Annotated in this window: 26 protein-coding genes and 2 pseudogenes; 15 read left to right on the forward strand and 13 right to left on the reverse strand. The window is 72.8% G+C overall.

Translation table 11 applies throughout. The features are described 5' to 3' along the window. The first annotated feature begins 102 nt into the window (after nucleotides 1–102). Nucleotides 103–1,395, forward strand: a complete 1,293-nt coding sequence (locus ACIP89_RS19810; protein WP_402115921.1) for a molybdopterin-dependent oxidoreductase — start codon at nucleotides 103–105, stop codon at nucleotides 1,393–1,395. Next, on the forward strand, nucleotides 1,362–1,901 hold the full coding sequence (locus ACIP89_RS19815; RefSeq protein ID WP_402115923.1) for a hypothetical protein: 540 nt from the start codon (nucleotides 1,362–1,364) through the stop codon (nucleotides 1,899–1,901). Before ACIP89_RS19810 ends, ACIP89_RS19815 begins: the two co-directional genes overlap by 34 nt. A gap of 179 nt (nucleotides 1,902–2,080) precedes the next feature. Here the strand turns inward: ACIP89_RS19815 and ACIP89_RS19820 are convergent. The 3 genes and pseudogenes from ACIP89_RS19820 to ACIP89_RS19830 all read right to left on the reverse strand — a co-directional run. Further along, nucleotides 2,081–2,602: pseudogene (locus ACIP89_RS19820) on the reverse strand (methyltransferase domain-containing protein); the annotation flags it as partial. Further along, a complete protein-coding gene (locus tag ACIP89_RS19825) occupies nucleotides 2,599–3,294 on the reverse strand; it encodes a DUF2064 domain-containing protein (protein ID WP_402115924.1) in 696 nt (231 codons plus the stop codon). The pseudogene ACIP89_RS19820 and the gene ACIP89_RS19825, both read right to left, overlap by 4 nt. Next, nucleotides 3,291–4,004 carry a glycosyltransferase family 2 protein gene (locus tag ACIP89_RS19830; protein WP_401924594.1) on the reverse strand — a complete coding sequence of 238 codons (714 nt, stop codon included), beginning with the start codon at nucleotides 4,002–4,004 and terminating at the stop codon, nucleotides 3,291–3,293. Before ACIP89_RS19830 ends, ACIP89_RS19825 begins: the two co-directional genes overlap by 4 nt. Before the next feature lie 114 nt (nucleotides 4,005–4,118). On the opposite strand from ACIP89_RS19830, the gene ACIP89_RS19835 reads away from it, so the two are divergent. Continuing rightward, nucleotides 4,119–5,063, forward strand: coding sequence for a response regulator transcription factor (locus ACIP89_RS19835; protein WP_402115926.1), 945 nt, complete (start codon nucleotides 4,119–4,121; stop codon nucleotides 5,061–5,063). Continuing rightward, entirely contained in the window at nucleotides 5,060–6,166 is a 1,107-nt protein-coding gene (locus tag ACIP89_RS19840; RefSeq protein ID WP_402115927.1) for a sensor histidine kinase, read from the forward strand. The genes ACIP89_RS19835 and ACIP89_RS19840 overlap by 4 nt, the downstream gene beginning before the upstream one ends. A gap of 58 nt (nucleotides 6,167–6,224) precedes the next feature. On the opposite strand, the gene ACIP89_RS19845 is transcribed toward ACIP89_RS19840, so the two are convergent. The 5 genes from ACIP89_RS19845 to ACIP89_RS19865 all read right to left on the reverse strand — a co-directional run bounded on the left by ACIP89_RS19845 (nucleotide 6,225) and on the right by ACIP89_RS19865 (nucleotide 10,490). After that, nucleotides 6,225–7,307, reverse strand: a complete 1,083-nt coding sequence (locus tag ACIP89_RS19845) for an NAD-dependent epimerase/dehydratase family protein (RefSeq protein ID WP_402115928.1) — start codon at nucleotides 7,305–7,307, stop codon at nucleotides 6,225–6,227. Between the two features lie 119 nt (nucleotides 7,308–7,426). Further along, nucleotides 7,427–8,053 (reverse strand): hypothetical protein, encoded by a 627-nt coding sequence (locus ACIP89_RS19850; RefSeq protein WP_401924585.1) that lies wholly within the window; start codon nucleotides 8,051–8,053, stop codon nucleotides 7,427–7,429. Then, complete coding sequence (locus ACIP89_RS19855; protein WP_402115930.1) at nucleotides 8,050–9,414, reverse strand: MAB_1171c family putative transporter; 1,365 nt, start codon at nucleotides 9,412–9,414, stop codon at nucleotides 8,050–8,052. The genes ACIP89_RS19850 and ACIP89_RS19855 overlap by 4 nt, the downstream gene beginning before the upstream one ends. A gap of 60 nt (nucleotides 9,415–9,474) precedes the next feature. After that, a complete protein-coding gene (locus tag ACIP89_RS19860) occupies nucleotides 9,475–10,035 on the reverse strand; it encodes a toxin (protein WP_401924580.1) in 561 nt (186 codons plus the stop codon). Nucleotides 10,036–10,040: 5 nt separating this feature from the next. Beyond that, the gene (locus ACIP89_RS19865; protein WP_401924578.1) at nucleotides 10,041–10,490 is read right to left on the reverse strand and encodes a hypothetical protein; all 450 of its coding nucleotides are present in this window, start codon (nucleotides 10,488–10,490) and stop codon (nucleotides 10,041–10,043) included. 626 nt (nucleotides 10,491–11,116) lie between these two features. Here ACIP89_RS19865 and ACIP89_RS19870 point away from each other — a divergent pair. Continuing rightward, complete coding sequence (locus ACIP89_RS19870) at nucleotides 11,117–11,440, forward strand: MerR family transcriptional regulator (RefSeq protein ID WP_401924575.1); 324 nt, start codon at nucleotides 11,117–11,119, stop codon at nucleotides 11,438–11,440. Nucleotides 11,441–11,478: 38 nt separating this feature from the next. Here the strand turns inward: ACIP89_RS19870 and ACIP89_RS19875 are convergent, their stop codons facing one another. Next, nucleotides 11,479–12,447, reverse strand: coding sequence for a LacI family DNA-binding transcriptional regulator (locus ACIP89_RS19875; protein ID WP_402116157.1), 969 nt, complete (start codon nucleotides 12,445–12,447; stop codon nucleotides 11,479–11,481). Here ACIP89_RS19875 and ACIP89_RS19880 point away from each other — a divergent pair. The 4 genes and pseudogenes from ACIP89_RS19880 to ACIP89_RS19895 form a co-directional block, all read left to right on the forward strand. Then, nucleotides 12,361–13,493 (forward strand): annotated as a pseudogene (locus ACIP89_RS19880) (glycosyl hydrolase-related protein); the annotation flags it as partial. The gene ACIP89_RS19875 and the pseudogene ACIP89_RS19880 sit on opposite strands and share 87 nt — an antisense overlap. Nucleotides 13,494–13,852: 359 nt before the next feature. After that, entirely contained in the window at nucleotides 13,853–14,056 is a 204-nt protein-coding gene (locus ACIP89_RS19885) for a cold-shock protein (RefSeq protein WP_015609674.1), read from the forward strand. 429 nt (nucleotides 14,057–14,485) lie between these two features. Then, nucleotides 14,486–16,060: a DEAD/DEAH box helicase gene (locus tag ACIP89_RS19890; protein ID WP_401924573.1), complete on the forward strand. Its 1,575-nt coding sequence runs from the start codon at nucleotides 14,486–14,488 to the stop codon at nucleotides 16,058–16,060. 51 nt (nucleotides 16,061–16,111) lie between these two features. Next, a complete protein-coding gene (locus tag ACIP89_RS19895; protein WP_024492023.1) occupies nucleotides 16,112–16,423 on the forward strand; it encodes an SCO5918 family protein in 312 nt (103 codons plus the stop codon). Between the two features lie 77 nt (nucleotides 16,424–16,500). Here the strand turns inward: ACIP89_RS19895 and crcB (ACIP89_RS19900) are convergent, their stop codons facing one another. The 3 genes from crcB (ACIP89_RS19900) to crcB (ACIP89_RS19910) are packed head-to-tail and all read right to left on the reverse strand — an operon-like array spanning nucleotide 16,501 to nucleotide 17,635. Beyond that, a complete protein-coding gene (gene crcB / locus ACIP89_RS19900; RefSeq protein WP_402115932.1) occupies nucleotides 16,501–16,875 on the reverse strand; it encodes a fluoride efflux transporter CrcB in 375 nt (124 codons plus the stop codon). Continuing rightward, nucleotides 16,872–17,222, reverse strand: coding sequence for a DUF190 domain-containing protein (locus tag ACIP89_RS19905; RefSeq protein ID WP_402115934.1), 351 nt, complete (start codon nucleotides 17,220–17,222; stop codon nucleotides 16,872–16,874). Before ACIP89_RS19905 ends, crcB (ACIP89_RS19900) begins: the two co-directional genes overlap by 4 nt. Then, complete coding sequence (crcB, locus tag ACIP89_RS19910; protein WP_401924567.1) at nucleotides 17,219–17,635, reverse strand: fluoride efflux transporter CrcB; 417 nt, start codon at nucleotides 17,633–17,635, stop codon at nucleotides 17,219–17,221. Before crcB (ACIP89_RS19910) ends, ACIP89_RS19905 begins: the two co-directional genes overlap by 4 nt. Before the next feature lie 285 nt (nucleotides 17,636–17,920). Here crcB (ACIP89_RS19910) and ACIP89_RS19915 point away from each other — a divergent pair, with 285 nt between their 5' ends. The 6 genes from ACIP89_RS19915 to ACIP89_RS19940 all read left to right on the forward strand — a co-directional run bounded on the left by ACIP89_RS19915 (nucleotide 17,921) and on the right by ACIP89_RS19940 (nucleotide 23,843). Beyond that, complete coding sequence (locus tag ACIP89_RS19915; protein ID WP_401924565.1) at nucleotides 17,921–18,661, forward strand: peptidoglycan recognition protein; 741 nt, start codon at nucleotides 17,921–17,923, stop codon at nucleotides 18,659–18,661. Between the two features lie 120 nt (nucleotides 18,662–18,781). Further along, the gene (locus ACIP89_RS19920) at nucleotides 18,782–20,995 is read left to right on the forward strand and encodes an MMPL family transporter (RefSeq protein ID WP_402115936.1); all 2,214 of its coding nucleotides are present in this window, start codon (nucleotides 18,782–18,784) and stop codon (nucleotides 20,993–20,995) included. Between the two features lie 5 nt (nucleotides 20,996–21,000). Then, nucleotides 21,001–22,191 carry a sensor histidine kinase gene (locus ACIP89_RS19925; RefSeq protein ID WP_402115937.1) on the forward strand — a complete coding sequence of 397 codons (1,191 nt, stop codon included), beginning with the start codon at nucleotides 21,001–21,003 and terminating at the stop codon, nucleotides 22,189–22,191. 70 nt (nucleotides 22,192–22,261) lie between these two features. After that, entirely contained in the window at nucleotides 22,262–22,918 is a 657-nt protein-coding gene (locus tag ACIP89_RS19930) for a response regulator (protein WP_401924558.1), read from the forward strand. A gap of 107 nt (nucleotides 22,919–23,025) precedes the next feature. Continuing rightward, complete coding sequence (locus tag ACIP89_RS19935) at nucleotides 23,026–23,610, forward strand: DUF2975 domain-containing protein (protein WP_401924556.1); 585 nt, start codon at nucleotides 23,026–23,028, stop codon at nucleotides 23,608–23,610. After that, nucleotides 23,610–23,843, forward strand: a complete 234-nt coding sequence (locus ACIP89_RS19940; protein WP_401924554.1) for a helix-turn-helix domain-containing protein — start codon at nucleotides 23,610–23,612, stop codon at nucleotides 23,841–23,843. Before ACIP89_RS19935 ends, ACIP89_RS19940 begins: the two co-directional genes overlap by 1 nt. Here ACIP89_RS19940 and ACIP89_RS19945 read toward each other — a convergent pair. Beyond that, nucleotides 23,815–25,143, reverse strand: coding sequence for an ammonium transporter (locus ACIP89_RS19945; RefSeq protein ID WP_401926351.1), 1,329 nt, complete (start codon nucleotides 25,141–25,143; stop codon nucleotides 23,815–23,817). The genes ACIP89_RS19940 and ACIP89_RS19945 overlap by 29 nt on opposite strands. Nucleotides 25,144–25,288 lie beyond the last annotated feature (145 nt).

Here is a 25,288-nt window from a genome sequence, read left to right on the forward strand (position 1 = left end):
CGCCGGACTCGCGGGGAGGGGGCGACTGGTCCGGACGACGTCAGCGTTTCGTCAGGAGTCGCACGGGCCATGCCGCCGCACCCCGGGCATAGCGTCGGGGCCATGGGCGACCGACGTCGGCTCCGACGCTTCAGACTTCCTTCCGGGGGCGCCTCCGGACTTCTCGAACGGACCCCCTCCGCTCCCGGGTTCTGGCGCAGTCCGGTGCGCGGGGTCCGGTTCACCGCGGTGCTCGGGCTGGTGCTGCTCGGTGGGATCACGCTGCTGTTCGTGACCGGACTGCTGTCGTACGCCGCGTACAACCCGGACCTGAACCCGGTCAACGACAAGACCCCGGACAAGGGACTGCTCGGCTTCTACCTGTTCGACTGGCCGACTGATCCGCACTGGCTGTACCGGCTGACGCAGGGGCTCCACGTCACGGCCGGCATCGTGCTCGTCCCGGTACTGCTGGCCAAGCTGTGGTCGGTCGTCCCGAAGCTCTTCGCACTGCCGCCGGCCCGCTCGGCGGGGCAGGCGCTGGAGCGGCTCTCGCTGCTGCTCCTGGTGGGCGGGGCGCTGTTCGAGTTCGTCACCGGACTGCTCAACATCCAGCTGGAGTACCTGTTCCCCGGCTCGTTCTACCCGCTGCACTTCTACGGGGCGTGGGTGTTCTTCGCCGCGTTCCTCGCCCATGCCGGACTGCGGACGCCGCGGGCCGTACGGGTGCTGAGGTCGGGCGCGCTCAGCGGGAACGTGCCGGGGGACGCGCTCGCCGCCCCGGCTCCGGACGCGCCGACACTGTCCCGGCGCGGGGCGCTGGCGATGGTGGGCGCCGGTTCGCTGGTCCTGCTGATCACCTCGGCCGGGCGGAGCTTCGACGGGCCGCTGCGGCGCATCGCGCTGCTCACCCCGCACGGCGCCGCCGAACCCGGCCCGGGGCCCGGCAGCTTCCAGATCAACAAGACCGCCGCCGCTGTCGGGATCACCGCGGCCGATACGGGGGAGGGCTGGTGGCTGACCGTCAGCGGTCCGGCCGGTGACCTCCGGTTCACCCGGGAACAGCTGCTGGCCATGAACCAGTACGGTGCGGCGCTCCCGATCGCCTGCGTGGAGGGCTGGTCCACCTCGGACCAGTGGTGGCGGGGGGTGCGGCTGAGAGACCTCGCGGAGCTCGCCGGGTACCCGCACAACCCGCCGGGGGCGCTGGTGGAGTCGGTGCAGCGCAGCGGGGCGTTCCGCCGGGCGGCGCTCCGCGACAACCAGGTGCGCGACCCCCGCTCCTTGCTGGCTCTCCAGGTCAACGGCGAGGACCTGTCGCCCGACCACGGATATCCGGCACGGATCATCGTCCCGGCCGCGCCCGGAGTGCTCAACACCAAATGGGTGTCCCGGCTGACCTTCGGAGAGCTGTGAGGAGAGCTGTGAAGAGAGTCGTGAACGGGCTGGAGCTGCTCGGCCACGTGCGGCGGCGGTACGGGGAGGGCCCGCTGCACCTCCTGCTGACGGCCGCCTCCTTCGCACTGACGGGATACGCGGGGGTGCGGCTGCTGGCCGGGGACGCGTGGGGCGTCGTCGTCTGGTTCGCGGGCGCGGCCCTCGTGCACGATCTGGTGCTGGTCCCGCTGTACGCGGCGGCGGACCGGTTGCTGCTGCGCGCGCTCGGCCCGCGCCCCGGCCTGGTCAACTTCGTCCGGGTGCCGGTCTTCCTGTCCGGCCTGCTCCTGCTGATGTGGTGGCCGCTGATCACCCGGCACACGAGGCGCTACGAACCGGCGACCGGGCTCTCCCCCGGTGTGTTCCTGGGGAACTGGCTGCTGATCACGGCCGCGCTCTGTGCGCTGTCGGCGCTGTGGCTGGCCGTCAGGACCTTCCGGCTGCGGCGCAGCGCGACGAAGGTGCGGCCGTCCGCCTCCCACTGATCGGCCGTGTGCCAGCTGAGGAGCCCGGCGTACCGCAGCAGCGCTGGTGTGCCGAGCCGGGCCCACGGGAAGGGCGCGGCGGGCCCGTCCCGGCCGGTCCGCCCGTCGTCCAGCTGGACCCGGACCCGCTCGTCGATGTCCTGCGGCGCGGTCTCCGCGATGAGCAGCCCGCCCGGGGCCAGCACGGCCGCCGTCCGGTGCAGGAGCCTGCGCGGGTCGCCGCCGATACCGATGTTGCCGTCGACGAGCAGGACGGTGCCCCAGCGGCCCTCGCCCGGCAGCGGTTCGAAGACCGAGCGGTGGAGCGCGGACCCGCCGAGCCGCAGGGTACGGGCCACCGCCGCCTCGCTCACGTCGATGCCGAGGGCGCGGTGGCCGCGCGCCGCGAGCGCCGCGACCAGCCGGCCGGGCCCGCACCCGATGTCCAGGACGGGGCCCTCGCAGCGGTGCAGCGCCGACAGGTCCGCGGCGTCCGCGCCCGCGCACCAGCGCTCCACGTCCAGCGGCAGCAGCCAGCCGTCCGTACGGCGCAGGAAGAGCGGACCGTGGCCGTTGCGCAGGGCGTTGGCGTACGGGTCGGTACTCCAGGAGGTGGCGTCCGGGCGCGGCGGGCGGGCTGTCTCGTGCTGCGGGACCGTTCCGTGCCGGAGGGCCGTTTCGTGCTGGGCGGCCGTTTCGTGCCGGGGGACCGTCTGGCTCATCGGGCCACCGCCCCGCTCAGTGCGGCGAGTACAGCGGCGAACCGGCCGTGCGGAGCCCGTGCGGCGACGGACACGGCGTCGGCCGCCGTGTCCACGTCCCGCAGCCGGGGCAGATCGCGCACCGTCAGTCCGGCGTCGACCAGCCGGCGGCGCTGCACCGCGCCGGTCTCCGGCACGGACATCGGCACCCCGCGCAGCAGCTCCGGGTCCGGCTCGGCCAGCCCCAGCGCCCAGAAGCCGCCGTCCTCCGCCGGGCCGAACCAGGCGTCGCAGCCGTCCCAGGAACCGGGGGCGAGCGCGGGCGCCAGGTCGGCGGGGGTGAGCTGCGGGGTGTCCATGCCGATGAGGAGGGTGGGCCCGGTGCGGCCCGCGAACGCGGCGGCGAGCCGGGCGTCGAGACCGCCCGCGCACTGGCTCACCACCTCGATGCCCGGGGGCAGCCAGGGCCCCGGCGCCCCGTCCAGGACGAGCACCCGCCGCGCCGCGGGCAGCGCGAGGACGGTGTGCAGGGTGTCCGTGAGCGAGGCCTCGGCCAGCCGGGCGGCCTCCTGCGGGGTGAAGGGCGGCGTGAGCCGGGTCTTGACCCGGCCGGGCAGCGGCTCCTTGGCGATGACCAGCAGGGTCACCGCACCGGCGGTCGCGGTGCCGCGCTCGGCTCCCGTCCCCGCGCCGGTACACGCGGCCGGGGTCACCGGGACGCCCCCACCGGGACGGGGGCCTCGCCCAGTACGGCGCGCATGTCGCGTACCGCGTGCCAGGTGCCCCGCCAGGTGCCGGTGACCTTCGATTTCCCGGTGCGCGAGAGGTACGGGACATCCGTCTCCGCGACCCGGAGCCCGGCGTCCGCCGCCCGCACCACCATCTGCAACGGGTACCCGCTGCGCCGGTCGGTGAGGCCGAGCGCCAGCAGGTCCGTCCGGCGCGCCGCCCGCATCGGGCCCAGGTCGTGCAGCCGGAGTCCGGTACGTCTGCGCAGCAGCCGGGAGAGCGCCAGGTTGCCCGCACGGGCGTGCAGCGGCCAGGCGCCGAGCCGGTCCGGGCGGCGCCGGCCGAGCAGCAGATCGCTCTCGCCGTCCGCGATCCGGCGGACGAAGCCGGGGAGCAGTCCCGGGTCCAGGGAGCCGTCGCAGTCGCAGAAGCAGACGTACTCCGCCTCGGCGGCGAGCAGCCCGGCGTGGCAGGCGGAGCCGAAGCCGCGGCGCGGTTCGTGCACCACCGTCGCGCCGAGCGAACTGGCCAGTTCGGCCGAGCCGTCGGTGGAGCCGTTGTCGACGACGATCGCGCGCCAGCCGCGCGGGATCGCACCGAGCACCGCGGGCAGGGCGGCGGCCTCGTCCAGACAGGGCAGCACGATGTCGGCGCGGGGGGCGGAGTTATCGGAGGAGTCGGTCACTCGGCTCACCCTACGGAGAGGAAACCGACAATTCGGGCCAGCGATTCTTACGAAACGTGGACATCGACCGTGTGGCGGTGTCCACGCGTCCGGCGCGCGTCGAGCGGGTGCCAGGGTGGAGCCATGCAGCCCGCCCCGCCGGCCCGCCCGGCGCCCGAGGGCCGGGGAACCACGAGCGAGGCCCTCGGCCCCGGTCCCGCGTCCGGTTTCGGTCCCGGTCCCGCGTCCGGCCCCGTACCCGCGTCCGCGCACCGTCCCGCCCCCGTCCCCGCACCCGTGCACGGTCCCGCCCCTGTCCCCGCACCCGACCCCGCCTCGGCCCCTGGTCCCGCCCCCGCACCCGCACCCGGCCATGTCCTCGTCGTGGACGACGATCCGACCGTCTCCGAGGTCGTCGCCGGATACCTGTCCGGCGCCGGCTACGAGGTGGCGCGTGCGGCGGACGGTCCGGCGGCGTTGGAGTGCTTCGCCCGCCGCCGCCCCGACCTGGTGGTGCTGGACCTGATGCTGCCCGGCATGGACGGCTTCGAGGTCTGCCGCCGGATGCGGGCGCACGGGCGGGTGCCCGTCATCATGCTGACCGCGCGCGGCGACGAGGACGACCGGATCCTCGGCCTGGAGACCGGGGCGGACGACTACGTCACCAAGCCGTTCAGCCCCCGCGAACTCGTCCTGCGCGTCGACTCCGTACTGCGCCGCGCCCATGCGGCCCCGGTACCCGCCGGGCGGTCCGCGCCGCTCCGGGGCGCGGGCCTGGTCCTCGACCCGGTGGCCAGGAGCGCCTCCCGGGAGGGCGGGGTGCTGGCGCTCACCCTGCGCGAGTTCGACCTGCTCGCCTTCCTGCTGCGCCACCCGGGCCGGGTCTTCACCCGGGAGGAGCTGATGAGCGAGGTGTGGGGCTGGGACTTCGGCGACCTGTCGACGGTGACGGTCCACGTACGCCGGCTGCGCGGCAAGATCGAGACGGACCCGGCCCGCCCAGGGCTGATCCGTACGGTCTGGGGTGTGGGCTACCGGCTGGACCTGCCGCCGGGGGAAGCCCTCGCCGGGCCGGGGGAGCCGGCATGACCGACATACTCCTCATCGCGCTGTTCGCGTTCCTGGGCGCCGCCGCGGCCGGGCTGCTCGGCGCGCTCGTCCTGCGGTTCTTCCGGCACCGCTCGCTCGTCGTCTCGCTGACCGTCGTCGCCGCCGTCGCCGTGACCGCGATGCTCGCCGGGACGCTGGCCGTCGCCTGGGCGATGTTCCTGTCGCCGCACGACCTGTCCGTGGTGACGACCGTCGTCGCGATGGCCGCCGTCGTCTCGCTCGCCACCGCGGTACTGCTCGGCCGCTGGGTGGCGGCGCGCAGCCGCGATCTGACCCTCGCCGCCCGGTCCTTCGGGGACGGCGGGACCTTCGCGGCCCCCGCGACCCCGGCCACCGCCGAACTCGCCTCCCTCACCCGGGAACTGGCCGCCACCTGCGCCAAGCTCGACAGTTCACGGGAGCGCGAGCGCGCCCTGGAGACCTCGCGGCGCGAGCTCGTCGCCTGGATCTCGCACGATCTGCGTACCCCGCTCGCCGGGCTGCGGGCCATGTCGGAGGCGCTGGAGGACGGCATGGCCGTCGACTCGCGGCGCTATCTGCGGCAGATACGCACCGAGGTGGAGCGGATGAACGACATGGTCGGCGACCTTTTCGAGCTCTCCCGCATCCACGCCGGCTCGCTCACCCTGAGCCCCACCCGGATCTCGGTGTACGACCTGGTGGGCGACGCGCTCGCCGGTGCGCACCCGCTGGCCCGCGAGCACGGCGTACGGCTGGTCGGAGACCGGATCGAGGCGGTGCCGGTGGAGGTCGACGGCAAGGAGATGAGCCGGGTCCTGGGCAACCTCCTGATCAACGCGATCCGCCGCACCCCCGCCGACGGCACCGTCGCGGTGGCCGCCCAGCGCACGGGCGGCGGCGTGGTCCTGTCGGTGACCGACGGCTGCGGCGGCATCCCGGAAGAGGACCTGGCCAGGGTCTTCGACACCGGATGGCGCGGCAGCCACGCCCGTACCCCTCCGGCGGGCGCGGGCCTCGGGCTCGCCATCGTGCGCGGCATCGTCGAGGCGCACGCAGGCCGGGCCGAGGTCCGCAACGTCACCGGCGGCTGCTGCTTCGAGGTCACCCTGCCGGTGGCGTGAGCGGGCGGGGGCAGGCCACCTCGCCGGCGGCGCGGCCGGACCCGTGCGGTGGGCCGGGTCAGCGGGCCGGGCTCGCGGCCATGTCCCGCTGCGGGGCCGCCGCGAACTCCGCCATCCCCTCCGCGAAGCCCATCGCGGGCTTCCAGCCCAGCTCCTCGCGGAGCCGCCGGGAGTCGGCGGTGACATGGCGTACGTCCCCGAGCCGGTACTCACCGGTGATCCGCGGGGCCGGACCGCCGTGGGCGGAGGCCAGGGCCGCGGCCATCTCACCGATGGTGTGCGGCTCCCCGCTCCCGGTGTTGTACGCGGCGAAGCTGCCCGCCCGCAGTCCGGCGACGGCCTCCAGGGCCACCGCGTTGGCGGCCGCCACGTCCCGCACATGGACGAAGTCCCGCCGCTGGGCGCCGTCCTCGAAGACCTGCGGCGACTCGCCCCGGGCCAGCGACGAGCGGAAGAACGAGGCGACTCCGGCGTACGGGGTGTCGCGCGGCATCCCCGGCCCGTACACGTTGTGGTAGCGCAGCGACACGGCCCGGCCGCCCGTGGCGCGTGCCCAGGAGGCGGCGAGGTGTTCCTGGGCGAGCTTGGTCGTCGCGTACACGTTGCGCGGGTCCACGGGCGCGTCCTCGCCGACGAGACCCGGGGTCAGTTCCGTACCGCAGGAGGGGCAGAGCGGTTCGAACCGGCCCTCGGCCAGATCGGCCTCCGCCCTCGGCCCCGGCCGCACCGGACCGTGGCGCGGGCACTCGTAGCGGCCCTCGCCGTAGACGACCATCGATCCCGCGAGCACCAGGTCCCGCACCCCGGCGGCGGCCGCGGCGGCGAGCAGTACGGCGGTGCCGAGGTCGTTGCAGCCGACGTACAGCGGGGCGTCCGCGAAGTCCTTGCCCAGGCCGACCATCGCCGCCTGGTGGCACACGGCGTCGATGCCGCGCAGCGCGCGGTCCACGGCCTCGCGGTCGCGCACGTCCGCCACGATGATCCCGCTGCCGCCCGGCCGGTCCGCCGCTGTGCCGTGTGCGGAGCCGTGTGCCGAGGGGAGCAGGGCGTCGAGCACCACCGCCTCGTGCCCGGCCGAGGTGAGGGTCCGGACGATCTCCGACCCGATGAACCCGGCTCCGCCGGTGACCAGTACGCGCATGACGGCCACGCTAGGGCGCCGCCGCCCGCGGCCGCGGTTTCGCGGTCGGCACGTCACCGGGACGTAAGAACCGGACCCGTTCGGCGGGACGTCATCCGGTCACCCGGCGGGCGCTCGGCTCAGCCGAAGAGGAACGCGCCCGCCGTGGCCGCGCCCAGCGCGGTTCCGGCGGTCACCTGGCCGACCGTGTGGTACCCGAGCGCGACCCGCGACCAGCAGACGGCGGCCGTCATCAGGTACCCGAACAGCCACCACGGCGAGTGGACCACGGCGAGCAGGGCGACGACGGCCGAGGCGACCGAGGCGTCCACCGAGATCTTCCAGACCGTGTTGACGGCCAGCAGGACGACCGTCATCGCCCAGAGCCCGAGCATCGCCGTCAGGATGCCGGAGGGGGCGCCGCCGAGCACCATGACCGCCGAACCGACGCCGATGGAGCCGAGGATGACGAAGAAGATCGGGGCCCGCTTGGTGCGGTCGACGACATGGCGGTCGCCCCAGGTGCCGCGTCCGCGCTCCCACTCGATGTAGCCGGCCGGGACGATCCCGGCGCACAGCGCGCCGAGCAGTCCCCACAGCAGTCCCGTCCACTCGCCCGCCGCCGCGAACCCGGTCGCGAGCATCCCGGCGAGCAGGAGGTTACGTGGCTGGAAGACATCGGTGACCGTACGCGCGGTGGAGGCCGTACGGGCGGCCTCCGGGCTGCCGGCCGCTCCCGACGGGCTGTCGGTGTCGGTGGTGCTCATGCTGTCTGCTCCTTGGCTGCTGCTGCTCCGGACGGCTGCGGTGCTCCCGAGGAATCCGCCGGGCCGGAGGAATCCGATGCCTCGGAGGAATCCGCCGGGCCGGAGGGCTCCGCTCCGGCGGACTCCAGGATCTGCCGGGCCTGTTCCGCCGTGACCGTGCGGTACGCGGCGGCGACCCGGACCAGCCAGGCGACCTCGCCGTCCTGGTCGGTCGCGTGCCGGTTGCCGACGGCCGCCGCGTCCCCGGGGGCCGCGCCGGCGCCGTGGGCCGCGAGCGCCGCCTTGATCCAGTACGCCTCGGTGAGCGGGCCCGTCCGCTCCGGGCCGGTGGTGGTGGCCTCCGCGGTCTCGCCCGCGGCCTCCCGGGCGGCATCGAGCAGGGTGCCGGGGGCGTAGTGGCGGAGCTTCTCCACCGCGTCGGCGATGTCCGCCGCCCAGCGGTCGATCCGCAGGTCCGCCGGGGTGCCGAACCGGGTCAGCTCGCGGACCAGGGACGCCGGGGGGTCGAAGGGCTGGTCGGGGAAGGCCGTCATCAGCTCGTACCAGAGCGCGTGCAGCCGCACCTGGGCGCGCCAGAGCTTCGCGCGGCGGCGGACGTTGCCCAGGGCGGGGACGGAGGCGCCCACCGCGAAGAACGCGAACAGCACCACCTGCGAGGCCTCGGTGATCTCGTCGAAGCGCAGCGCGAACGCCTCGCTCGGCTCGTCGATCACGCTCACCCAGAGGAACAGCGTCCGGCTGACGGTGTAGCCGACCCCGATGAACATCGCGAACGTCATCATGCCGAGGCCGATCCGCAGCAGCCTCAGCCCGGCGCCGGCGGTGGCGAGCGCCCACTGGTAGGCGCAGACGGCGGAGGCGGTGCCGAGGTAGAGGTAGAACACGCTCATGTAGAGCGTCGCGCCCCACTGCCCGGCGTGGTCGGCGACGAACCGGTCCGAGGGGACGGAACGGTCGACGACGGTGAAGAAGAGCACCGTCAGCAGCACCAGCGTGGCGACGGACGCCTTGGCGGCGACCTGCTGGATCAGCCGGGCGAACCGTACGTGCCGGGGGATGTCCCCCTCGTCGGCGTACTGCCCATAGATGGCGACGATGTAGCTGAGGATGGCCAGGATCGCGATGGTCGCCGTGTAGTGCTTGATCAGCACCGAGAGGTCGGTGACGGAGCTGTCGTTGAGCCCGATGCGCACGACCCGGGTCTTGGTCCACAGGGCGGCGGCGAATCCCGCGTAGCAGCCCCACAGGGCCCGGCGCCGTCTGTCCGCCTCGTCGCCCCGCAGGGCGGCCGGCATGCGCCACAGGGCGACGGCTGTCATCAGGCCGGCTATCAGGTAGCCGGCGAGGTCGAGCGGGGTCACGGCGGGAGTCCTCGGGGTGGGGGGAAGTGAGTCGGCTGCGGAACGGACCTCGCTCCGGTGCTACGTGCGGCGGAACAGTCCCCGGCGGCGGTGGGCGACCGGGAGGGAGAGCGAGTCGGCGAGCCGCCCCACCATGTCATCGCTCGTCACGTCCCTGGCCAGTCGGGGGATGAGCGAGGCACCGAATTCGGCCATGCGTTCGTCGTGGGTGTCGTACGCCGCGCGTGCCTGTACGGCGTCCGGGGACCGCAGCGCTTCGGCGCCGACGACCCGGGAGATCAGCGAGGTGTCGAAGACGGGCAGCAGCCGCTGGAGCTGCTCGGCGTCCAGCGAGGTGCCGTGGTCGAACCACTCGTGGCACAGCTCGTGCAGGATGACGTGCTGGGTCTGGTACGCGGTGGGGCGCCGCCGGTAGAGCACGAAGCTGGTCCCGCCGGACTTGAGCCGCAGCCCGCAGACGCCGTTGACGCGCGCCAGCCGGTCGGGCATCTCGTGCAGCACGATGCTGCGGCCGCCGGCCGCCTCCATGTTCGCGACCAGCCCCTCGACCGTGAAGGGGGCGGGCAGGGGAAGCCCGGCGAGGCCGGCCTCGCACTCCTTCCGCAGTTCGCGCAGGGACATGGCGGCTAGGACCCTTCGGGTCCGCCGTCGGCCGGGCGCTGCCGGTTCTTCGCGTCCTCCAGCAGGGACAGCGCGAACCGCAGCAGTTCCGGGGGCAGTCCGTCCTCGTCCAGGCCCCGGCCGGCCACCCCGCTGATGTCGCCGGTGCGCCGCTTGGCCAGGAACTGGAGACCGTCCACGACGTCGTCGACGACCTCGGACTCCTCCTTGAAGAAGCGCCAGTCCACGCCGAAGCCGAGGCCGAGGGCCTTGAGGATGTCCTCAGAGGGCTGGGTGACCTTGCCGGCCAGGATGTTGGAGAAGTAGCTGTGCGAGAGCGACCCGCCGCGCTCCCTGACCAGGTCCGCGAAGAACCGTCCCGAGATCTTCCGGCCGGGGAAGGTCTTCTCGACCATGTACTCGACCTTCTGCCGCAACGTCCGCAGCTCCGGCGCGCGTTCTTCTCCGCTGTCCATCCGGCCCCCCACGTGTCCGGGCCCCGCCCGGTTTCTGTCCGGTGCCGCGCGGTGTCCGATTCGGTCAACGGGCTCGTACTGTAACCAACCCCGGTCCGCCGTCCCCAGTGCGGGGAGCCGTGAGCGCGTTCCGAACGTGGACGTAGTGGCACATCCCGTGCCGGGGTACAGGAGCAGGGTTGCGCAAATACTCTACGTCACTGTTAACTCGAAAAAACACGGGCAGGGGACCACGAGGGGAGCCCCTTGCCCGTGAAGTTCGGTGACGGCGCGTGCGGTGGGCCGGTGTCTTCCGCGGTGATCCGGTGCCTTCCGTGACGGGTGGGGCACACAGGGTCTCGGCCACCGCTCTCGCGCACAGGGGTGTAGCCCTTCACGACGGGGGATGCGTGAAGGGCTACACGTGCATTATGGCCCGACGGCAGGCAGTCATCAACTGACCGGCCGGTCAGTGTTCTTGACGGACCCGGCGGCCGGGCCCCGCGGAGGCCGTCCCGGGGCGGCCCGCTCAGATAACTTCCCCCGTCCGGCCAGGGAAATCTGTCGCGGCTATGATAGAGACGATGGCTCGCACAACGAGAGTTTCCCCTCCGGTCAACGAAGTCGGCGACACGCGGCAGGTGCCCATGCCCCCCGAAACCCCTGCGCATCCCGCCGACCGTCTCGACGACGACGACTACCCCGCCTACACCATGGGCCGTGCCGCGGAGATGATCGGCGCCACCCCCGGATTCCTCCGCGCCATCGGTGAGGCCAGGCTGATCACCCCCCTGCGCTCCGAGGGCGGCCACCGCCGCTACTCCCGCTACCAGCTCCGCATCGCCGCCCGCGCCCGGGAGCTCGTCGACGGGGGCACACCGGTCGAGGCCGCCTGCCGCATCGTGATCCTGGAGGACCAGCTCGAAGAGGCGCTCCGGCTCAACGAGGAACTGCGCCGGCCAACGCCGTAGGCCGCCCGGCCCCTGCCCTCCCCTCCCGGCCCCTCCCCTCAGCCGCCGTTCACCGCCGCCGTGCTGCCCCGTTCGATGAGCCGGGGCAGCGGCACCCGGATGGTGTGCGCCGTGCCGCCGTCGAGCAGCGCGGTCAGCTCTCGCGCCGCGAGCCGGCCGAACGCGACCGTGTCCCTGGACAGCGCGGTCAGCCACGGTGCCGTCAGCCGGCACAGCGCGGAGTCCTCCCACGACACCACGGAGACATCGGCCGGGACCCGGAAGCCCAGACCCGCCGTGACCGCCACCCCGGCCGCGGCCATCACGTCGTTGTCGTAGACGATCGCGGTCGGCGGGGTGCCGACCTCCAGCACCCGGCGGGTCACGGCCGCGCCCTCGGTGTCGGAGTAGTCCGTGGTCACCGAGTGGGCCTCGGTCCGTCCGCGCCGGTCGGCCTCGATGCGCAGGGACCGGATGCGCCGGTCGGTGTGCGCCAGTGAGGGCAGTCCGGCGATCTGCACGATGCGCCGGTGGCCCAGCTCGTGCAGCCGCCCGACCACGGCCGCCATCGCCCCCGCGTCGTCGGCGCGGATCTGCGAGAGGCCCGGGTCGGGGCCGGTGTCGCTGCCGGGGAGGGCGCCGATGACGTCGCCGGGCAGGCCCAGTTCGTCCAGCAGGCCGACGCGCGGGTCGTCGGTGCGCGGGTCCACGACGAGCACCCCGTCGACCCGCTGCTCCGCCCACCAGCGCCGGTAGACCGCGCACTCGGCCGCCACGTCCTCCACCACCTGGAAGAGCAGCCCGAGCCGGCGCTCCGCCAGCACCTCCTGGATGCCGGAGATCAGCTGGAGGAAGAAGGAGTCCACGCCCAGGTTCGCCGCCGGACGGGCCACCACGAGGCCCACGGTGGCCGAGCCCTCGCCGGACAGCGCGCGGGCGGCGGTGCTCGGGTGCCAGCCCAACTGCTCGGCCACGCGCCGGATCCGGTCCCGGGTGACGGCCGAGCGATGGCCCGTCAGTTCGTGCACGGCAAGCGGTTCTTCCTCGACGAGTCCGGCATCGAGAACGACGAGGCGTGGCTGCCCGACACCTTCGGCTTCGCGGCCGGACTGCCGCAGATCATCAAGGCCGCGGGCTCCAAGTGGCTGCTCACCCAGAAGATCTCCTGGAGCCAGACCAACACGTTCCCGCACCACACCTTCCGGTGGGAGGGCATCGACGGCACCCGGATCTTCACGCACTTCCCGCCCGTCGACACCTACAACTGCTCCATGAAGGGCAGCGAGATCGCCCACGCCGCGAAGAACTTCAAGGACAAGGGCGTGGCGCGGCACTCGCTCGCGCCGACCGGCTGGGGCGACGGGGGCGGCACCACCACCCGCGAGATGATCGCCAAGGCGGCCCGGCTGTCCAGCCTCGAAGGGTCCGCGACGGTCACCTGGGAGACCCCCGCCGACTTCTTCACCAAGGCCGAGGCGGAGTACCCCGACGCACCGGCGTGGGTCGGCGAGCTCTACCTGGAGCTGCACCGCGCCACCCTGACCAGCCAGGCGAAGACGAAGCAGGGCAACCGCCGCAGCGAGCACCTGCTGTCCGCGACGCGGACGCGGGCACGACCACCACCGTGCGGGTGTCGCTGCTGCGCGCCCCGCGCTTCCCCGCCCCGGAGACCGACCAGGGCGTGCACCGCTTCCGGCACGCGCTCGCGCCGGGCGCGGCGATCGGTGACGCGGTCCGGGAGGGCTTCCGGATCAACCTGCCGGAGCGCCGGATCGCCGGGGACCGCGAGGTGGCCCCGCTGGTGGCCGTCGACAACGACGCGGTGGTGGTCAGCGCGGTCAAGCTGGCGGACGACGCGAGCGGCGACCTGGTCGTCCGGCTCTACGAGTCGACGGGCGGCCGCGCCAGGGTCCGTCTCACCACCGGATTCGACGCCGTGGGCCTCGCGGTGACCGACCTGCTGGAGCGGCGGCTGGACACCGCCGGCGCGGCGCGGCCCGAGCTCCGTGACGGGGGTGTCCAGCTGTCCTTGCGCCCGTTCGAGCTGATCACGCTGAGGCTCGCCCGCGGCTGATTTCCGGACCGGTACGGCGGCGGACCTGTCCGTCGCCGTACCGGGCGGTGAAGCACTGACCCGTTCGGCGGCGAATATCTACAGCGGCAAGCACAGAATTTTACGCAATGCGCGATGAGGGTTTATGACACGCCGGGTGGAGTGTAATTACTTGCCGCGCCCGGTCGCATTCATTGTGCTACTGTAGATCTCAGTTGCAGTTGTGGTTCCCAAAGACTCCAAGTGCTCTCCTCAGCTAAATGGGCTGGGTGGGTGCACTTTTGTATTTCCGGTTCATTATCCGGATGGGGTAATCATCGCGGCGACGCGGGACTGGCACAGTGCGAGTCCCCGGGCTCTGCCCCAGAAGGAGATAAAACATGGCTACTGGCACCGTCAAGTGGTTCAACGCGGAAAAGGGCTTCGGCTTCATCGAGCAGGATGGTGGCGGCGCTGACGTCTTCGCCCACTACTCGAACATCGCCGCCTCCGGCTTCCGTGAGCTGCAGGAGGGCCAGAAGGTGAACTTCGACGTCACGCAGGGCCAGAAGGGCCCGCAGGCGGAGAACATCACCCCCGCGTGAACCTGATTGCTCCGGCGCTCACGCGCTGAGATGCTTTCGCGCAGCTGGGGCCCGCACCTTGGGGTGCGGGCCCCAGCTCGTTGCTTTCCCGGGTCCACCCCCGAGCGATGCCGTGCCGGTGTACGACCGCCACGAGCCGCCGGGCAGGCGCCCGGACCACGATCTTCACCGTGCGGCGGACGATCCGCCATGGCTCCCGGACCGGAACACCGGCCCGCCGGGGCCCCGTGACACGACCTGCGGGACCGCACAGCGGCCCGTTCGTTCCCGTCATTGCGAAGCACCGGACCCGGTTCGGCCGGGCCCGTATCGGCTCAAGACCGGCTGCCGGGCTTCGTCCACGTATGCCAACGGCCCGTTCTTGCGATTCTTGTGCCGCTCGTCGCGCAATGAATTCCTCGATACGCGCCATATCGAGGGAGGGTTCCTATGAACCGCGACCGCACATCTCGTTCCAATGACCGCTTTTCCCGCGCTTCCGGCGGTTCACGCTCGGGCGGCGGCTTCCGCTCGCAGGCCCCGAGCCGCCAGGGCGGCCAGGGCCGCTTCGGCGCCCCGGCCCAGCGCTCTGGTGGCGGCGGTGGCTACGGCCGCAGGCCCGCCGCCAAGCAAGGCGAGTTCGCCCTGCCGACGACCATCACCCCGGCGCTGCCGGCCGTGGAGGCCTTCGCCGATCTGGACATGCCCGCGCAGCTGCTGACGGCGCTCGGCGCCGAGGGCGTCACGGTGCCGTTCCCGATCCAGGCGGCCACGCTGCCGAACTCGCTGGCCGGCCGTGACGTACTGGGCCGGGGCCGTACCGGCTCCGGCAAGACGCTCGCCTTCGGTCTGGCCCTGCTGGCCCGTATCGAAGGGCGTCGCGCCGACGCCAAGCGCCCGCTGGCCCTGGTGCTCGTCCCCACCCGGGAACTGGCCCAGCAGGTCACCGACGCGCTCACCCCGTACGCCCGCTCGCTCAAGCTGCGGATGGCCACCGTCGTCGGCGGGATGTCGATCGGCCGGCAGTCCGCGGCGCTGCGCGGCGGCTCCGAGGTCGTCGTCGCCACTCCGGGCCGGCTGAAGGACCTGATCGAGCGCGGCGACTGCTCGCTGGACCGGGTCTCCATCACCGTCCTGGACGAGGCCGACCAGATGGCCGACATGGGCTTCATGCCGCAGGTCACCGAGTTGCTCGACCAGGTGCAGGCGGGGGGCCAGCGGATGCTGTTCTCGGCCACCCTGGACCGCAACGTGGACCTGCTGGTGCGCCGCTACCTGCACGACCCGGTCGTCCACTCGGTCGACCCGGCCGCCGGTGCCGTCACCACGATGGAGCACCACGTGCTCTACGTGCACGGCGCCGACAAGTACGCCACCACGACGGAGATCGCCGCCCGCGACGGCCGCGTGATCATGTTCCTGGACACCAAGCACGCGGTGGACAAGCTCACCGACCACCTGCTCAACAGCGGGGTCCGGGCGGCGGCGCTGCACGGCGGGAAGTCGCAGCCGCAGCGCACCCGCACGCTGACCCGGTTCAAGACCGGGCACGTCACGGTGCTGGTCGCCACCAACGTCGCGGCCCGCGGCATCCACGTGGACAACCTCGACCTGGTCGTCAACGTCGACCCGCCGAGCGACCACAAGGACTACCTGCACCGGGGCGGCCGCACCGCCCGCGCCGGGGAGTCCGGCAGTGTCGTCACGCTGGTGCTGCCCAACCAGCGCCGCGAGATGACGCGCCTGATGGCCGACGCCGGGATCACCCCGCAGATCGCCCAGGTCCGCTCCGGCGAGGCCGAGCTCAGCCGGATCACCGGTGCGCAGACGCCCTCCGGAGTGCCCGTCGTCATCACCTCGCCGGTCTCCGAGCGCCCCAAGGGCGGGTCCTCGTCCCGGGGCCGCCGCAGCCGTCCGGCCCAGGCCCGGCGCACCTCGTCGTCCTCGGCGTCGGGTTCCCCGTCGTCGTCCCAGCCGCGGAGCGGCGGTGCGCAGCGCCGGCCCTCCGGCAACCGTGCCGCCTGACCGATTCCCGCGTTCCCGTCCGGTTCCGCTCCCCGACCCCGTTGAGGCACTATGCGCTGCGTCATCGCCCGCTTCCCCTTCGACCTCTTCAAGCATGAGGTCGAGGCATCGATGAAGGGCATCAAGCCCGAACCCGTCACCGGGGATTCGGTGATCATCAGCCGTCGGGTCTATCCGGTCAAGCAGGTGGGTGAAGTGATCACCCGGCAGGACCGCCGTGACTTCTCGGCCGGAGAGGTGACCAGGGCGCTGGGGCGTCTCGGCTTCACCTGCCGGTCCGTGCCGGCGCCTTCCGCTCCGGTGGAGCTCAGCCCCATGGAGGCCGCTTCGGCCGCGCTGGGGACCCCTGGACAGGACGCCTGAACCCACACCCGTACCACTGCCTGGGCCCGGCCCCCGAGAGGGAGCCGGGCCCAGGTGCGTCGCGCGTGCGCCGGAGGTCAGCTCCAGAGCGCCTCGGAGAGGGTCACGCCGACGAACACCGCGCCGAGACCGGCCACCACGCTCGCGACCACGTTGACCGCCGCGTAGAACCGCGCGCCGTCCTCCGCCAGCCGCAGCGTCTCGTAGCTGAAGGTCGAGTACGTGGTCAGCGCCCCGCAGAGCCCGGTCCCGAGCAGCAGCTGGACGTGCGAGGACGCGGCGCCCGCCGTCACCGCGCCGGTCAGCAGCCCCAGCACCAGACAGCCCGTGACGTTCACCGTGAACGTCCCCCAGGGGAAGACGGTGTCGTGCCGGGACTGCACCGCCCGGTCGGTCAGATACCGCAGCGGGGCGCCGACCGCCGCGCCGGCGATCACCAGCAGCCAGTTCACCGGGGCTCCGCCGCCGCGCCGTGCCGCACCAGCTCGCAGGCGTCCAGGACGACCGGGCTGTCGCCGGTCAGCTCCTCGATCAGCGGCAGGAACGCGCGCACCTTCTCCTCCGCGTCCACGATCACCACCGCCACCGGCAGGTCCTCGCTCAGCGAGAGCAGCCGCTGGGTGTGGATCATCGAGGAGGCGCCGAACCCCTCGATGCCCCGGAACACGCTGGCGCCCGCCAGTCCCGCCGCGTGCGCCCGGTGCACGATCTCGGCGTAGACCGGCCGGTGGTGCCAGCCGTCGGACTCCCCGACCAGGACGGTCAGCCGCAGGGCGCGCTCGGTCCTCGATGTCGTCATGTCTGCCTCCACGCCAGCACGCGGCGGGTCAGCCACACCGCGCTCCACACCGCCGCGAGGGCCGCGAGCAGTGTCAGTCCCAGATACGCCAGTCCGCTGCGGGCCCGGCCGCCGTCGACGAGGCGCTGGATGTCCACGGCGTAGGTGGAGAAGGTGGTGAACCCGCCCAGCACCCCCGTACCGAAGAACGGCCGCACCAGCCGGTGCGCCGCCCAGACCTCGCTGATCACCACCATGAACACGCCGATCACCGCGCAGCCGATGACGTTGACCACGAGGGTCGTCCAGGGGAACCCGTCCGCCCCGGTGGGCCAGAGCAGCGACGCCCCGTAACGGGCGCAGGCGCCGGCCGCGCCGCCGAGCGCGACCACGGCGACGACCGGGAGCTGCGGGTTCAGGGTTCTGGTGGGCACACGTCTCCTACCTGCCGGGGCGCCCGCCGGACGCGGGCGCGCTCGTCGCCAAGTAGGGACCGTTGGCGGCGCGCTCACGGGCGCGGCGCGGTTCGGGTACGGCGGGCCCCACCGCCGCGCGGCGGCCGTTCCCGGCGCCGCTTTCCCCCAGAATATCGCGCGGTCCGGGCGGCGGCGTGCCGGGCGGTTCACCCGATCGGCCCGTACCGGCGGGGGCGTGCCGGGCGGTTCACCCGATCGGCCACCGCATCTGCGGGCGGCGCCGGAAGACCGCAGGGTGGTCCCATGTGGCCCAATCGAGTCGCGCTGGGCGCCGCGGTCCTCCCGCTCACCCTGCTGGTGCTGCGGGACGCCCCGGTGCGGATCGCGCTGCCCACGTCGGCCGCCGCCCACGAGCGGCCGCGCCCGGTGCCGTACCGGGTGCCGCAGCCGGCGATCGTCAGCCGGACGGCCTGGCACGCGGACGAGCACATCGTCAGGGAGCCCGCGGTCTACACGGGCCCGGTGCGGGCGGTCTTCGTCCACCACACCGGGGAGTCCAACGACTACGACTGCGCGGATGTGCCCCGGATGCTGCGGGCGGTGGAGGAGTCCCACATCAAGGGCAACGGCTGGGACGACATCGGCTACAACTTCCTCGTCGACCGGTGCGGCACGATCTACGAGGGCCGGGCGGGCGGCATCCGGCGCTCGGTGCGCGGCGCGCACACCACGGGCTTCAACGCCGACAGCGTGGGCATAGCGGTGCTGGGCAACTACGGCAGGGGGGCCACGGTGCCGCCGGTCCTGGTGCGGGCGCTGGCGAAGGTGGCCGCGTGGAAGCTGGCGCCGGGCGTCGATCCGCGCGGCAGGGTGCGGCTGGTCTCGACGAACGACGCGAGCAGGTTCCCGAAGGGCACGGCCGCCGTCCTGAACGTCATATCCGGCCACCGCGACGTGTACCAGACGACCTGTCCGGGCGAGGCGCTGTACGGCGAACTGCCCGCGATCCGGGCGGCGGCCGCGGCCCTGCGCAAGGGGCGGTGAGGGGCGGGCCCCGGTACCGGCGCGGGGGCGGCCAGGGGGCGTTGTCCACCGACCGGTGGACAACGGGTTCCACCGGCCGGGGCTGCCGGGCGAAGGGCCTCGCGGACGAGCATCTACCGCATGAGAATACGACCCGTACGCATGGCCCGCTGGAGTGCGCGGCACCCGTGGAAAGCGATCGTCGGCTGGTTCGTCTTCGTGGTGCTGTGCCTCGGCGCGGGCATCGCCGCGGGCAGTAACCCGGCCACCACCAAGGACTTCTGGGTCGGTGAGGCCGGCCACGCCGAGTCGATGGCCACCGGCGCCGGACTCCAGCGCCGGCCCACCGAGCACGTCCTGATCCGGTCCGGTTCCGGCCCCCTGGACAGCGCTGAGGCCACCGCCGCCGCCCGCGACGTCACCGCCCGGATGACCGCGCTCCCCGAGGTGGCCGAGGTCGCTCCGCCGGTCCGCTCGAAGGACGGCACGGCACTCCGGGTGACCGTGGTGATGAAGGGCGCCGAACTCGACGCCAAGAACAACGTCGCCCCGCTCCTCGACGCGACCGGGAAGGCGGCCGCCGCCCACCCGGGGCTGATCGTGGAGGAGTCCGGTTCCCCCGCCATCTCCCAGGGCGTCAACGACCAGCGCGGCAAGGACCTCTCGCTCTCCGAACGCCTCACCCTGCCGGTCACGCTCGTCATCCTGCTGATCGTGTTCGGCTCGGTCGTCATGGCGGGCGTGCCGCTGCTGCTGGCGCTCTCCTCGATCGCCGCCACGATGGGCCTCGCCATGCTGGCCTCGCACCTGATGCCCGACCCCGGCGTCGGCACCAACATGATCCTGCTCATCGGACTCGCGGTCGGCGTCGACTACACGCTCTTCTACCTCAAGCGCGAACGCGAGGAACGGGCCCGCGCGCAGGGCCGGCTGAGCCCCGAGGCGCTGGTGGAGCTCGCGGCGGCGACGGCGGGCCGCGCCATCGTGGTCTCCGGCCTGGCCGTGATCGTCTCCACCGCCACCCTCTACCTCGCCACCGACGTCATCTTCTCCTCGCTGGCGACCGGCACCATCCTGGTCGTCGCCGTCGCCGTGCTCAGCTCCCTCACCGTGCTGCCCGCCCTGCTGGTGAAGCTCGGCCACCGCGCCGAACGGCGTGCGGCCAGGAAGGCCGCCCGGCGCGCCGAGCGCGGCACACCCGCCGTGCCGAAGCGGGCGAAGCCCGAGAACGGCCGGTTGTTCGGCGCCCTCCTGCGCCCCGCCCGGCGGCACCCGGCGATCACCCTGTGTGTGTCCGTGCTGGTCATGCTCGCCGTCGCGGCGCCCGCGCTGGGGCTCAAGCTCATCGACCCGGGCAAGGACACCTTCTCCCGCGACATCCCCGCCATGCGGGTCTACGACCGGATCACCGCCGAGTTCCCCGAACTCCTGGTCAAGCACGAGGTGGTGACCCGCTCGGCCGCCGACAGGGCGCCCGAGGCCAGGAAGGCGCTGCTGGAGCTGGGGCGGCGGGCCCAGGCGGACCCGCTCTTCGCGCGCGACGCCGAGCCCGTACTGCGGACCTCGGGCGACGGCCGGGTCAGCGTGCTGGAGCTCCAGGTTCCCCACCCGGCGCCCTCCGACGGGGCGATCGCGTCACTGCACCACCTCCGCGACCAGTACATCCCGTCCACCGTAGGCGAGTTGGCGGGCGTGGACACGGCCGTGAGCGGTGATGTGTCGCGCGGCCAGGACTATGTGCACCACGAGCGGAACAAGCTGCCGCTCGTCCTCGGCTTCCTGCTGCTGCTGACCTTCGCGATGACGGCGGTGGCCTTCCGCTCCGCGGTCATCGGCCTGATCGGCGTCGTACTGAACCTGCTCTCCGCGGCGGCCGCGCTCGGCGCGCTCGTGCTGGTCTTCCAGGGCACCTGGGCGGAGAACCTGCTGGACTTCGACTCCCTCGGCGCGATCGCCTCCCGGGTGCCGCTCTTCCTCTTCGTGATCCTCTTCGGCCTGTCGATGGACTACCAGGTCTTCGTCGTCAGCCGGATCAAGGAGGCCATGGAGCACGGGATGACGGCCCGCGAGGCGGTGCTCGACGGCATCGAGCGGTCCGCGAAGGTGGTCACGAGCGCGGCCCTGGTCATGGTCACGGTGTTCGCCGCCTTCGTCTTCCTGCACCTCACCGAGATGAAGCAGATGGGCTTCTGCCTCGCGGTGGCGGTCCTGCTGGACGCCGTCGTCATCCGGCTGATGATCCTGCCCTCCGCACTGCTGCTCCTGGGCGACCGCGCCTGGCGCCCGCTGCGCCCTTCACGGCGGCGTACGCGGAACATCGAACCTGCCGCTCCTTCCGTCCCGCACGTAATCTGACCGCCATGCTTCAACGGCCGCGGCGCGGCGATCCGGTCTGGATCTGGGTGCTCCACGGGTGGGAGGCGCTGTCCTGGGCGCTGGCCGCCCTGGTCATCCTGATCACCCTGCTGGGCGGCACGCCCCCGGGACGGAAGCTCGGGCTGCTCGCGCTGATGGCCGGACTCGCCCTCTGCTACGCGCTGGTGCGGCTGCGCCCCGGCAACCCGGTGCTCGGCCCGCACGGATATCTGGGTGTGCTGATCGTGGTGCTGGGCGGCGTCTCGTACCTCGGGGACGGCTTCGGGGTGTTCTACACCGTGATGCTCACGCAGTTCATCGTCTTCGCGGACGGCCCGAGGGGCGCGATCCTCCTCACGGGGCTCGGCGCCGGGGCGATCACGGTCGGCGGCAGTCTGCGGGAGGGCGGTGAGGGCGGGGTGTTCCTCACCAACACGGTCTCCTCCCTCGCTGTCTGGGCCGTCGCCGTCCTGATGGCGGTCCTGACTCCGCGGGCACTGGCGCAGCGCGACGAACGGGCGGCGCTGCGGGCGGAGTTGAAGAGCACCCAGGTCGAACTGGCCGAGGTGTACCAGCGCCAGGGCGCCGCGGAGGAACGGGAACGCCTCGCCCGGGAGATCCACGACACCCTCGCCCAGGGCTTCGCCTCCATCATCGTGCTGGCGGAGGCGGCCAGATCCCAGCTGGCGGTGGACACCGAGCGCAGCGCCCAGCAGCTCCAGTCCATCGAGCAGACGGCCCGGGAGAACCTGGCGGAGGCCCGGGTGCTGGTCGGTGCCGCCCCCAGCAGCGGGGTGGCGGCCGGCTCCGTCGCCACGACGCTCCGCCGCACCCTGGACCGCTTCACCGAGGACACCGGCCTCACGGTCACGGCGGAGCTGGCGGACATCGAGTGCGACCGGCCGACCCGGATCGCGCTGCTGCGGTGCACCCAGGAGTCGCTGGCCAACATACGCAAGCACGCCGCCGCCTCGACCGTGGGCGTCGTCCTGGCCCGGCAGCCCGAAGGCGCGGAGCTGGAGATCACCGACGACGGACGCGGGTTCGTCGTCGAGGACTCCCACGGCTTCGGTCTCGACGGCATGCGACGGCGCCTCGCGGAGTTCGGCGGCGGCCTCACCGTCACCAGCTCGGTCGGTGACGGCACCCGCATCCTCGTCACGATCCCGCTGAGCGACGACCCCGCTGAACCATGATCCCGCTGAACGACAGGCCCAGGTTCGACCTGGCACACGATCCCTCTGAACGACAGGCCCCAGGTGCGACATGACATCAGCTCCCTCGGCAGCCGCCGCCCCGCTGCGCATCATCCTTGCCGACGACCACACCGTGATGCGCGCCGGTCTGGTCGCCCTGCTGGGTTCCGAGCCCACCGTCGAGATCGTCGGTGAGGCGGGCGACGGCCGGGAGGCCGTCCGGCTCGTCGAGCGGCTCCGGCCGGACGTGGCCCTGCTCGACCTGCGCATGCCGGTCCTGGACGGGGTGGGCGCCACCACGGAGATCCTCGCGGGCCCCGCGTCCACCCGCGTCCTGATCCTGACCACGTACGAGACCGACGCGGACATCGAGCGCGGCGTGGAGGCGGGCGCGACCGGCTACCTGCTCAAGGACGCCACCCGGGAACAGCTCGTCGACGCCATCCACGCGGCCTCCCGCGGCGAGACGGTGCTGGCCCCCCGGGTCGCCCAGCGGCTGGTGGCCAAGATGCGCCGGCCGGTGCCCGTCACGCTGACCGCCCGCGAGGCCGAGGTGCTGGACGCGGTCGCGGACGGACTGTCCAACGGGGAGATCGGCCGGCGGCTGTTCATCGGGGAGGCCACGGTGAAGACCCACCTGCTGCGGATCTTCGCCAAGCTCGACGTCAACGACCGTACGCGTGCGGTGGTCGTCGCGATGAACGGCGGTCTGCTGCCCCGCCGTTAGCGGTTCCCGCAGAGGTCCGGCCGGGCTCGCGTCCGGCCGTGCACTTGTCGTTTATCGATATGCTGCCCTAGGGTGAGCATATCGATATTCGATGGATGGGGGACGTGATGAACAGTCGGCTCACGAGCGTGCTGGCCTCGGTGACCTTCGGGCTCTCCGTGCTCAGCGGGGTGGCCTTCCTCGGCACCGGCGCCACGCACATGCTCGACGACGGAGCGGTTTGCGTGGAGACGGGCTTCTGGGCCAATGCCCAGCTGGCGCCGGGGCTGCCGGTCGCGAAGGGCGTGGAGGTGACGAGCAGCCTCACGCGCCTCTGCCAGAACAGCCCCTCCGCGGGGCAGCGCGCGGCGGATCTCGGGAGCGAGCTGCCCTGGCTGCTGTTCGGCGCGATCGCGCTGCTGCTCTTCTCCCGGCTGCTGAAGAGCGTGCTGGAGCAGGGGCCGTTCACCGAGCCGGTGGCCCGGCGGCTGACCGCTCTCGGCTGGGTCGTCGCCGTGGGCACTCCGGTCGCCGGGCTCGTCGTCGGGTGGTCGCAGTCCTGGCTCGCGGGGTCCATGGCGCCGGTGGCGGGTTCCGGTCCCGAGGTCTCCGGACCGATGGTCCTCGTGCTCGCCGGTCTCACGGGTGTGATCCTTGGGAAGATCATGCGCGAAGGTGTGCGCATGCGGGAGGACCTCGAAGGGACCGTCTGATGCCCGAGGACGAAATCCACTCGATCCGCGTCCATCTCGACCGGCTGCTGGCCGAGCGGGGTATGACGCTGACCGAACTGTCCGCGCAGGTGGGGATCACCGTCGTCAACCTGTCCGTGCTCAAGAACGGCCGGGCCAAGGCCATCCGCTTCTCCACCCTGTCGAGGATCTGCGAGGTCCTCGGCTGCCAGCCGGGGGACCTGATCACTCACGAGCCCGCCGAGCGGGCCTAGTACCGGTCGCCGGGCGGACCTCGGTGGCGAGCGCCGTGCCCTGGCCGAGGGCGCCGTGGTCGTAGGCGCTCTCGGCGTGCAGCGTCTGGTCGAGACCGGTGAGCTCCTCCTCGGCGGAGGCCCGCAGACCCATCAGCCGGTCGACCGCGCTGCCGATCCCGTACGTCATGAGGAAGGTGTACGCCGCCACGGCGAGGACGGCGACGGACTGCCGGCCGAGCTGGGCCGCGCCGCCCCCGTAGAACAGCCCCTCCGGGCCGCCGGTCATCGTGGTGGTCGCGAACAGGCCGATGAGCAGGGTGCCGATGACGCCGCCGACGAAGTGCACGCCGACCACGTCCAGCGAGTCGTCGTAGTCCAGGCGGAACTTCCACCCGACGGCGTACGAGCAGACGACCCCCGCCGTGAGCCCGACCGCCGCGCCGCCCACGATGCCGACCGTGCCGCAGGCGGGGGTGATCGCCACCAGTCCGGCGACCGCGCCCGAGGCGGCGCCGAAGGTGGTGGGGTGGCCGTCGCGCTTCTGCTCGACGAAGAGCCAGCCGAGCAGTCCGGTGCAGCCGGCGACGAGCGTGTTGAGCATCGAGGCCGCCGCCAGTCCGTTGGCGCCCAGGGCCGAGCCGCCGTTGAAGCCGAGCCAGCCGAACCAGAGCAGTCCGGCGCCCAGCATCACCATGGGCAGGTTGTGCGGGCGCATCGCGTCCTTCTTGAACCCGATGCGCGGACCGATCACCAGGGCCAGCGCCAGCCCGGACGCCCCGGACGCGATCTCCACCACCAGCCCGCCGGCGAAGTCCAGCGCGCCCAGCGAGTCCTTGATCCAGCCGCCGGGTCCCCACACCCAGTGGGCGACGGGTGCGTATACGAACAGCGTCCACACCGGTACGAGGACCAGCCAGGCGGCGAACCGCGTACGGTCCGCGATCGCGCCGCTGATCAGGGCGGCCGTGACGATCGCGAACGTCAGCTGGAAGGTGGTGAACAGCAGGGTGGGGACGCTGCCGGTGAGCGTGCCGGGGCCGATGCCGGCCATGCCCAGGTGGCCGAGCCCGCCGACGAGGCCGCCGAACGCGTCGCCGTCGAAGGCCAGCGAGTAGCCCGCGAGCAGCCAGACGACCGTGACCAGCGCGATCGACACGAAGCTCATCATCAGCATGTTCAGGACGCTCTTCGTGCGGACCATGCCGCCGTAGAACAGCGCCAGACCCGGAGTCATCAGCAGAACGAGCGCGGTGGCGGCCAGCAGCCAGGCGGTGTCGCCTGTGTCGAGGCCTGCCGCGGCCAGGGTCACGGGGGTCACTCGGGGTCCCTCCTCGGTACGGCGTGCGGTTCGGTCGACGGTCGGGCGACAGAGAGCTGTCGGAGAGCGTGACCGGCGCGCGTTTCGTAACGAGGACCCGGATGTTTCCGCGATATTTCATTGCGGGGTGGTTGCCGGAATCTCA

Origin of the sequence: Streptomyces sp. NPDC088730 (assembly GCF_044751215.1) — a bacterium.
In the GTDB taxonomy this organism is placed as follows: Bacteria; Actinomycetota; Actinomycetes; order Streptomycetales; family Streptomycetaceae; genus Streptomyces.

Excerpts from the sequence above, each read along its gene's own strand:
- ACIP89_RS19810 (WP_402115921.1), top strand. The coding sequence starts at position 103 with ATGGGCGACCGACGTCGGCTCCGACGCTTCAGACTTCCTTCCGGGGGC.
- ACIP89_RS19815 (WP_402115923.1), top strand. The coding sequence starts at position 1,362 with ATGGGTGTCCCGGCTGACCTTCGGAGAGCTGTGAGGAGAGCTGTGAAG.
- ACIP89_RS19835 (WP_402115926.1), top strand. The coding sequence starts at position 4,119 with ATGCAGCCCGCCCCGCCGGCCCGCCCGGCGCCCGAGGGCCGGGGAACC.
- ACIP89_RS19840 (WP_402115927.1), top strand. The coding sequence starts at position 5,060 with ATGACCGACATACTCCTCATCGCGCTGTTCGCGTTCCTGGGCGCCGCC.
- ACIP89_RS19845 (WP_402115928.1), bottom strand. The coding sequence starts at position 7,307 with ATGCGCGTACTGGTCACCGGCGGAGCCGGGTTCATCGGGTCGGAGATC.
- ACIP89_RS19850 (WP_401924585.1), bottom strand. The coding sequence starts at position 8,053 with ATGAGCACCACCGACACCGACAGCCCGTCGGGAGCGGCCGGCAGCCCG.
- ACIP89_RS19860 (WP_401924580.1), bottom strand. The coding sequence starts at position 10,035 with ATGTCCCTGCGCGAACTGCGGAAGGAGTGCGAGGCCGGCCTCGCCGGG.
- ACIP89_RS19865 (WP_401924578.1), bottom strand. The coding sequence starts at position 10,490 with ATGGACAGCGGAGAAGAACGCGCGCCGGAGCTGCGGACGTTGCGGCAG.
- ACIP89_RS19870 (WP_401924575.1), top strand. The coding sequence starts at position 11,117 with ATGCCCCCCGAAACCCCTGCGCATCCCGCCGACCGTCTCGACGACGAC.
- ACIP89_RS19885 (WP_015609674.1), top strand. The coding sequence starts at position 13,853 with ATGGCTACTGGCACCGTCAAGTGGTTCAACGCGGAAAAGGGCTTCGGC.
- ACIP89_RS19890 (WP_401924573.1), top strand. The coding sequence starts at position 14,486 with ATGAACCGCGACCGCACATCTCGTTCCAATGACCGCTTTTCCCGCGCT.
- ACIP89_RS19895 (WP_024492023.1), top strand. The coding sequence starts at position 16,112 with ATGCGCTGCGTCATCGCCCGCTTCCCCTTCGACCTCTTCAAGCATGAG.
- ACIP89_RS19905 (WP_402115934.1), bottom strand. The coding sequence starts at position 17,222 with ATGACGACATCGAGGACCGAGCGCGCCCTGCGGCTGACCGTCCTGGTC.
- ACIP89_RS19915 (WP_401924565.1), top strand. The coding sequence starts at position 17,921 with ATGTGGCCCAATCGAGTCGCGCTGGGCGCCGCGGTCCTCCCGCTCACC.
- ACIP89_RS19920 (WP_402115936.1), top strand. The coding sequence starts at position 18,782 with ATGAGAATACGACCCGTACGCATGGCCCGCTGGAGTGCGCGGCACCCG.
- ACIP89_RS19925 (WP_402115937.1), top strand. The coding sequence starts at position 21,001 with ATGCTTCAACGGCCGCGGCGCGGCGATCCGGTCTGGATCTGGGTGCTC.
- ACIP89_RS19930 (WP_401924558.1), top strand. The coding sequence starts at position 22,262 with ATGACATCAGCTCCCTCGGCAGCCGCCGCCCCGCTGCGCATCATCCTT.
- ACIP89_RS19935 (WP_401924556.1), top strand. The coding sequence starts at position 23,026 with ATGAACAGTCGGCTCACGAGCGTGCTGGCCTCGGTGACCTTCGGGCTC.
- ACIP89_RS19940 (WP_401924554.1), top strand. The coding sequence starts at position 23,610 with ATGCCCGAGGACGAAATCCACTCGATCCGCGTCCATCTCGACCGGCTG.